This is a genomic window from Halorubrum sp. CBA1125, from assembly GCF_009742825.1.
Lineage (GTDB): Archaea > Halobacteriota > Halobacteria > Halobacteriales > Haloferacaceae > Halorubrum.
The window spans coordinates 1-7344 of record NZ_WPCE01000146.1; the positions used below are offsets into that span (position 1 = coordinate 1).

Here is a 7344-nt window from a genome sequence, read left to right on the forward strand (position 1 = left end):
CGATGGGTCCTTGGACTGTACTGAGCGAATCCTGTGCAGGCGTGTGAACCCTTCTATGACACCCTAATACTATATAACCAACTACAACTGATCGGACAACCATCCCAGTTGTCTCTTCGGGGACTGTCTCAGGGGAGTATCACACGGCTCCCAAACGCCATGAGGAGGGCCATCGCTGCGACAAAGACGCCCATGAGACGCGTCATGAGAAGACGCATCCGACTCGGTTCGATCTGCGTAGTGCCGTCGGGGCCACGCGTCTGCCATCGGGTCATCTGGCGAGGGAACGCAGCCATCGCAAGCGTGAAGACGGCGATGAAGAGGGCTATCAACTGGAAACCCAGCTGGAACAACTGGAAGCCTGCAGGGACCATACCGGGAGAGACTCCACGCAAATCAAGAAAATGTTCTGATACACCGTTGGCCGCAACCAGACCTGACTGTCTCACCTGCTGCGGATTTCGACAGCGTCGCGCGACCCAATTCCCTCGAAAGAATTCGGTGACGCGCTCTCGCCGACCGGTTCAGAACGCGCTCTTCCCGACCGTCTCGCGGTAGGTTCCGGTGCCGCTGTGTGACTCCTCGTCCCACGTCTCGACGTCGACGAGCACGCGGGTGTTCTCCGCGTCCGCCGGCGTGCCCTCGATCCGGAGCGTCGAGTCGCCGATGCGGGCGATCGCGGTCTCGCCGCGGGTCTCGGTGACCATCACCTCGATCGCGTCGCCGGGCGCGTAGTCGGGCGTCGACCCGCGGAACGACAGCCCGGCGAAGAACTTCTCGAAGCGGCTCATGCGCGGGACACCTCCTCGGAGGTCCGGTCGGGGATGTACTCACGGCCGAACCCGGTGATCGCGGCCAAAAGGAAGACGATCACGAGGAACCAGCCGTGGAAGACGTACGGGACGACCTCGATCGGGTTGACCACCATCTCGGGGCCGTACTCCTGTCCGAGCCCCTCCGGGCCGACCATCACCTGGTACCCGACGAGGACGCCGCCCGCCCACGGGAAGATGTAGCCGAGCGCCGACGTGTTGGCGTCCAGGATGTTCGCCCGCCGGTAGCCGTTGAGGTTGAACTTCTCCCCGATCCGCGCGATGTACGGCGCGATCGCGATCTCCGCCGCCGTGTTGATCGTGATCATGCCGTTGATCATCGCCGTCCCGAGCACCATCGTCAGCTCGGCCCGCCGGACGGTCGTCGCGACCGTGTCGAGCAGGAACAGCTGGATCGCTTCGAAGCCGCCGCCGCGGATCATGATCTGTGCCATCGCGACGATGAGAAGCGTCAGCACGATGAGTGGGAAAAAGCCCACGGCCCCGGCGTAGAGGCTCCCGCCGACGCCCGCGGTCTCACCGACTTCGACGACCGGCAGCCCCGTGAGCGCCCCGGCCTCGGTCACGGTGAACACCACCATGTCGCTCGCGCTCGCGAGCCCGAAGACGAGGTTGAACGCGATCGCGACGACGAGCCCCCACGAGATCGCCTCGACGATGTGGCGGCCCGCGACCGCGGTCGCGATGACGACGCCCATCGAGATCAGGTGGAGCAGCCCGGGCGCGGTGGCCGTCTCGCGCAGCTCCGCGGCCCCCTCGAGACCCACGCCGGACATGACGGAGCCCATGACGAGGTACGCGACGAACGCCGGTATCGCCGCGGCGATCGCGTACTTGAACCGCGAGGCGACCACGCCGCCGATGTCGGCGTCCTGCGTGACCGCGCTCACGATCGTGGTGTCGCTCACGGGCGCGAGGTTGTCGCCGAACACGGCGCCCGAGAGGATCGCCGCGAAGAGCAGCACCGGGCTCGCGCCGATCAGGACGCCGGCCGGGAAGAACAGCGTGACGAACGCGACGGTCGAACCGTACCCCGTGCCGATCCCCGTCGCGAGCAGGCCGCAGAGCACGAACGCGGCGGCCGGGAACGTCGCGGCGCCGACGTTGAGCACGTCGGCGGCGAAGATGAGCCCCTCGACGAACCCGCCGACTTGGAGCGTCTGGGCGAACATGCCGGCCCACAGCCAGGCGACGATCGCCGTCGCCGCGACCCGCTGGGTCATCCCCTCGAAGATCGTGTCGGCGTACGACTTCCAGTCGCCGCGGACGAGGAACATCCCGAGCGTCGTCCCGATCAGTGCGCCGACCACGAGGCCGTTCGTGTCCCCGATCCCGAGGACGCCGCTCTGTACGATCGCCCAGAGGATGAAGAACGCGAGCGGGAGCGCGCTCGCCCACTTGCCGCCGCGGAACTCGATTCGAGGCTCGGAGGACTCCGAACCGACACCGTACTCGTCGCCGTCGGGGGGCGCTCCGCCGTCCGTGGCCGGCGGAGCGCCGTGGGGTATCTCGGTCATGCGTCTCTCCCACACGACCGGAGACTCACGAGGCACGTAAATCCCCGTGTCGCCTCGACGGACTGCCACACGCGAGCGGCGGCGCCGTTTCGGACGCCGTGTCGGGTCCCCGCCTCGGCCGACAAGAACACGCTTAAGACCCCCGACGGCGACGGATCGGACGGGAACAGCACAGCTGCAGATCCGACGCGCCGGGGTCTCTTCGCCCACGGCTTGGGAATGTAGCAGTGCACCGACGCCTCCGGCGTCGCGGCCGGGCCGTCCGCTCGCGCGGACCGGCTCTAGGGACCGCTCGCGTCCGCGAGCCTCTCGACCGGCCGCGCCGCGCGGAGCCGCGGTCACGTTGTGGTTGTGCCGTTCCAATTTCACACCAATGGCACGAATGCACACGCGCCGTCGCGGCTCGTCCGGCTCGGACAAGCCGGCGACGGACGAGAACCCGGAGTGGAGCGACGTCGACGCCGAGGACATCGAGTCCCGCGTCGTCGAACTGGCGGAGCAGGGCCACGACCCCAGCGTCATCGGACTCAAGCTCCGTGACGAGGGCGTCAAGGGCGTCCCGGTCCCGGACGTGAAGCTGGCGACCGGCAAGAAGGTCACCGAGATCTTAGAGGAACACGACGCCGACGCCGAGTACCCCGAGGACCTCCGCAACCTGATGGCCCAGGCGGTCCGCCTCCGCGAGCACATGGAGGAGAACGGCCAGGACCACCAGAACAAGCGCGCGCTCCAGAACACGGAGTCGAAGATCCGCCGCCTCGCGAACTACTACCGCGGCGACGAGATCGACGAGGACTTCACGTACACCTACGAGCGCGCCGCCGAGCTGCTCGACGACGAGTAACCCGACCGACCGCAGGGCTCACGACAGCATCCACCAACCCCCATGACCGAAGCGACGTCCGCCACGCCCGCCCCCCGACGCGCTCGCCGACGTCCTCGCCGACGCGCCGTTCGTCCGGCTCGTCGCGCGTGACGACGGCGACGCGCTGGCAGCCACGGGGCTGCTCGCGCGGGCGCTGCGAGCGGTCGACACGCCGTTCCAGGCCCGCGTCTCCCGCGACCCGGTACCCGACGACGTCGACGACGGCGTCGCGGTGACCGTCGGCGCGACGCGGGGGCCACACGCGATTCCCGGTTCGGGACGCCCGGCGAGCGTGCACGCCTTCGAAATAGCGCGCGCGCTGAGCGCCGACCCCGACCCGGTCCTCGCGCTCGCCGGCGTCGTCGCGGCCGGCTCCGTGCCCGGCACGGACGGCTCCGGCGACGCGCTGGAGACGGCGACCGCGGCGGATCGCGTCCACAGGCGGCCCGGGGTCGCGCTGCCGACCGCGGACCTCGCGGCGGGGCTCGCGGCCTCGACGCTCGTTCGGACGTCGTACTCCGGCGATCCGGACGCGACTGCCGAGGCGCTCGCAGCCCTCGGACTCCCGGCGACGCCCGACAACGACGATCACCGGCGGCTCGCGTCGCTCGTCGCCGTCGACCGTCGCGACGCGGAGGGAGCGAGCGCGCGCGCGGTCTCGGCGGTCGAGCGCGCGCTCCGTCCGTACGCGACGGACGGCCCGTTCGAGACGGTCGGCGGATACGCGACGTGCTTGACGTGCTCGCCCGCGAGGCCCCGGGAACGGGGATCGCGCTGGCGCTCGACGCCGAGCCCGGCGGCGACCTCGAAGCGGCGGCCCTGGACGCCTGGCGGACCCACGGGCTGACGGCCCACCGCGCGCTCGACGCGGCGACGGTCGGCCGGCACGACGGCTGCGTCGTCGCCCGCGTCGACGCGAGCGCATCCGTCCTGCCGACGGTGGCCCGGCTGGTCCGGGACTTCCGATCGCCCGAGCCGGTCGCCGTCGCGGTCGACGAGGCCGGCGGACGGCTGGCGGCCGCCGCGACCGACTCGATCGGCGTCGGCGACGCCTGCCGATCGGTCGCGGCCGACCTCGGCGGCGACGGCTGGGGGACCGCGGACCGCGGCGGGATCGCGCTCGACGACGGTACCGAGACCGACCGGGAGGACGCCCCCGACGTCGCCGGCGCGCTCGCCGCGCTCAGGGAGGCGCTATGAGCCGCGAGCCGACGCGGCGGACGACGGGGGAGGCCACGCGGCGGACGACCGTCCGGACGACCCACGCCGAGCCCGCCCTCGTCGCCGCCGCGCTCGCCCCCGACGACACCGACGCGATGACGGTGCGGGTCGACGGCGACGCGATCGAGTGCGTCGTCGAGCGACCCACGACCGGGGGGCTCCGGACGACCGTGGACGACTACGTCGTGAACCTGCACGTCGCCGATCGAGTCGTCGAGCGCGCCCGGTCGCACCGCGCCGACGACACTGGCGACGTTCCGGACGGCGACACCCCCGATACCGCGGACACCGACACGACTGACGCGACCGACACGACCGACACGACCGACACAACCGACACCACCAACACATGAGCGAACGATCCGTATCCAAGAGCAGAGAACAGAAGCGCTGGTACACCGTGTTAGCGCCCGAACAGTTCGACCGGCAGGAGCTCGGCGAGACGCTCGCCGAGGAGCCCGAGCAGGTCGTCGGCCGCACGCTGACGACGACGCTCGGCGATCTCACCGGCGACTCCGGGGCGAACAACACCAAACTCACCTTCAAGATCACCGACGTCGGCAGCGACACGGCCTACACCGAGTTCGTGAAGTACGAGCTGACGCGCGACTACCTGCGCTCGCTCGTCCGCCGCGGCGCCTCGAAGGTCGAGGCGTCGATCACCGTGCTGACGACGGACGACTACCGCGTCCGCGTCCAGCCGGTCGCGCTGACGACGAAGAAGGCCGACCGCTCCCAGGAGAAGGCGATCCGCCGCGTCATGATCGACAAGGTCAACGCCGCGGCCGCGGACCGAACCTTCGCGTCGTTCGTCGACGCCATCGTCGAGGGGAACCTCTCGTCGGCGATCTACGGCGACGCGAAGACGATCTACCCGCTCCGCCGCGTCGAGGTCCAGAAGCTGACCCTCGAGGCGCGTCCCGAGGAGGTCGCCGCCGAGGAGGAGGCCGCCGTCGACGTCGACGCCGACGAAGTGGCCGTCGACGAGTAACGCGTTCGCGGCCGACGCTCGGGTCACGGTTTCCCGACGCTCGATATCCCGTTTTTCGACGCCCGTACGTCCGCTTCCCGACACCTACGGCGCCGATCGCCTCGATTCAGGCGAGCCGACCGCCCAGCGCCCGTCCGAGGGCGGCGGCGACGACCCCGACGCCGACCGCGGTCGCGAGCGCGATCCCGATCGGCTCGCCGACCGTGACGAGGAATCGGCCGGGATCCGCGACCGGGATCGCGTACGGATCCGGGCCGATCGCCCGGAGCAGCACCGCCGAGAACGGACCGGCCGCGAGGAGCGCGCTCGGGAGGGCTCCCCCGTCGGTCGCGGCGAAGGCGATCGCTCCGAGCGCGGTCAGTCCGGCGAGGCCGATCGCGGTCGGGACGACTCCGACGCCGGCGAGGGCGCCCGCGTCGACCGCGACGTACGAGAGCGCGAACCCGACCGCGCTCCAGACGGCCGCCCGCTCGAAGCCGACCTCGCCGAGGACGAGCTGACGGAGCGTCGCCGACGGTCCGCCGCCGTCGACCGCGCTGGTGGCCTCCCTCGCGGATTCACCGTCGCTCTTCGATTCGGACGCGTCACTGTTCTCCGCACTGTCCGTATCGCTCCGGGTCATTCTGGAGGCGCCGCGCCGCGCCCTTCGCGGTCGGGGGTGAGGTTACCGTGCTCGTCTATCTCGCCGGCGACGATACGGGTCGAGGAGATCAGGTCGCCGTCGTCCGCCTCCACGTGGTCGACGACGACGATGTCGAGGGGCTCGTATCCCCGCTCGGCGCGGATATCGTTGATCCGCTCGCCGCCCGACTTCGTCTCGGGCGAGACCACGAGCGCGTCGAACTGCGGCTCGACGGCGATCCCGGTCGGTTCGGTCAGCTCGCGGATCTCGAACTCGCGGCCGTACTCCTCGGCCAGCGGCGCGAGCTCCGTCTCGAGGTCGCGCTTCCGGCGCTCGTAGGGACGGACGTACCGGTCGACGTGTCGCGTCTGCGGCGCCAGCTCGTCGGAGGTGAGCCCAACGGTCACGTCCCCCAGTTCGAACGCCCGTTCGAACAGCTTCCGGTGACCGTCGTGAACGGGGTCGAACGTGCCTCCCAGCGCGACGTTCATGCAGTAGTCGGTTGCGCGCGCGGGACTTAAATGATCCCGAACCGGGGTCGCCGCGAGCGGACCGGCGTCGCCGAGAACGGTAGACCTTTGCCGCCCCCGGTTCGACCCCGGGGTATGGTCTCGCTGGGACTGGTGGTGGCGCGGTTCAACGACTCCGTCACGGAGCCGATGGCCGAGGCCGCCCGCGAGGCGGCCGCCGAGCGCGACGCCGTCGTCGTCGACGAACTGTCCGTGCCGGGGGCGTACGACAGCCCGCTGGCGGCCGACCGGCTCGCGCGCCGGGAGGACGTCGACGCGGTCGCGGTCGTCGGCGCCATCGTCACCGGCGACACCGACCACGACCGCGTGATCGCGAACGCGACGGCGGAGAAGCTCACGCAGGTGAGCCTCGACCGCGACACGCCCGTCACGTTCGGCGTGAGCGGCCCGGGGATGTCCGGCGCCGAGGCGCGCGAGCGCGTCGACAAGGGCGCGGAGGCGGCCGTCGCCGCGATCGACCTCGTGGAGGAACTCCAATGACCGACGTATACGACTTCTCCGACCGGATCGGACGCGTAGAGCCCAGCGCGACGCTGGCGATATCGAACCTCGCCGCCGAGAAGGAGGCCGAGGGCGCCGACATCGTCGACCTCTCGGTCGGCGAGCCCGACTTCGACACCCCGGAGAACATCGTCGAGGCCGGGAAGGCGGCGCTCGACGCCGGCCACACCGGCTACACCTCCTCGAACGGGATCCCGCCGCTGAAGGAGGCGATCGCGGCGAAGCTCCGGGGCAGCGGGATCGACGCCGACGCCGACGAGGTGA

10 protein-coding genes and 1 pseudogene are annotated in these 7344 nt (G+C 70.6%); 6 read left to right on the forward strand and 5 right to left on the reverse strand.

Annotation, left to right across the window (positions count from 1 at the left end):
- Positions 1-128: 128 nt before the first annotated feature.
- The 3 genes from GJ633_RS12065 to GJ633_RS12075 all read right to left on the reverse strand — a co-directional run bounded on the left by GJ633_RS12065 (position 129) and on the right by GJ633_RS12075 (position 2350).
- Entirely contained in the window at positions 129-374 is a 246-nt protein-coding gene (locus GJ633_RS12065; RefSeq protein WP_156589028.1) for a hypothetical protein, read from the reverse strand.
- 150 nt (positions 375-524) lie between these two features.
- Positions 525-791 (reverse strand): hypothetical protein, encoded by a 267-nt coding sequence (locus tag GJ633_RS12070; protein WP_156589029.1) that lies wholly within the window; start codon positions 789-791, stop codon positions 525-527.
- A complete protein-coding gene (locus GJ633_RS12075) occupies positions 788-2350 on the reverse strand; it encodes a Na+/H+ antiporter NhaC family protein (RefSeq protein WP_156589030.1) in 1563 nt (520 codons plus the stop codon). The genes GJ633_RS12070 and GJ633_RS12075 overlap by 4 nt, the downstream gene beginning before the upstream one ends.
- A 373-nt stretch (positions 2351-2723) precedes the next feature.
- Between GJ633_RS12075 and GJ633_RS12080 the strand changes: the two genes are divergently transcribed.
- The 4 genes and pseudogenes from GJ633_RS12080 to GJ633_RS12095 all read left to right on the forward strand — a co-directional run bounded on the left by GJ633_RS12080 (position 2724) and on the right by GJ633_RS12095 (position 5427).
- Positions 2724-3194 (forward strand): 30S ribosomal protein S15, encoded by a 471-nt coding sequence (locus GJ633_RS12080; protein WP_156589031.1) that lies wholly within the window; start codon positions 2724-2726, stop codon positions 3192-3194.
- A gap of 42 nt (positions 3195-3236) precedes the next feature.
- Positions 3237-4415 (forward strand): annotated as a pseudogene (locus GJ633_RS12085) (exonuclease RecJ).
- Positions 4412-4789 carry a KEOPS complex subunit Pcc1 gene (locus GJ633_RS12090; protein ID WP_156589032.1) on the forward strand — a complete coding sequence of 126 codons (378 nt, stop codon included), beginning with the start codon at positions 4412-4414 and terminating at the stop codon, positions 4787-4789. Before GJ633_RS12085 ends, GJ633_RS12090 begins: the two are co-directional and overlap by 4 nt.
- Positions 4786-5427, forward strand: coding sequence for a 30S ribosomal protein S3ae (locus GJ633_RS12095; protein ID WP_156589033.1), 642 nt, complete (start codon positions 4786-4788; stop codon positions 5425-5427). The genes GJ633_RS12090 and GJ633_RS12095 overlap by 4 nt, the downstream gene beginning before the upstream one ends.
- 106 nt (positions 5428-5533) lie before the next feature.
- Here GJ633_RS12095 and GJ633_RS12100 read toward each other — a convergent pair whose 3' ends face one another.
- Together GJ633_RS12100 and GJ633_RS12105 are read right to left on the reverse strand one after the other, a co-directional pair.
- Positions 5534-6049 (reverse strand): hypothetical protein, encoded by a 516-nt coding sequence (locus GJ633_RS12100; protein ID WP_156589034.1) that lies wholly within the window; start codon positions 6047-6049, stop codon positions 5534-5536.
- Positions 6046-6540, reverse strand: coding sequence for a phosphopantetheine adenylyltransferase (locus GJ633_RS12105; RefSeq protein ID WP_156589035.1), 495 nt, complete (start codon positions 6538-6540; stop codon positions 6046-6048). Before GJ633_RS12105 ends, GJ633_RS12100 begins: the two co-directional genes overlap by 4 nt.
- A gap of 114 nt (positions 6541-6654) precedes the next feature.
- Here GJ633_RS12105 and ribH point away from each other — a divergent pair, with 114 nt between their 5' ends.
- Both ribH and GJ633_RS12115 read left to right on the forward strand, forming a co-directional pair.
- The gene (ribH, locus tag GJ633_RS12110; protein WP_156589036.1) at positions 6655-7059 is read left to right on the forward strand and encodes a 6,7-dimethyl-8-ribityllumazine synthase; all 405 of its coding nucleotides are present in this window, start codon (positions 6655-6657) and stop codon (positions 7057-7059) included.
- Positions 7056-7344, forward strand: a 289-nt coding sequence (locus GJ633_RS12115) for an aminotransferase class I/II-fold pyridoxal phosphate-dependent enzyme (RefSeq protein WP_343160895.1), incomplete at its 3' end; no start/stop codon positions are given. The genes ribH and GJ633_RS12115, both read left to right, overlap by 4 nt.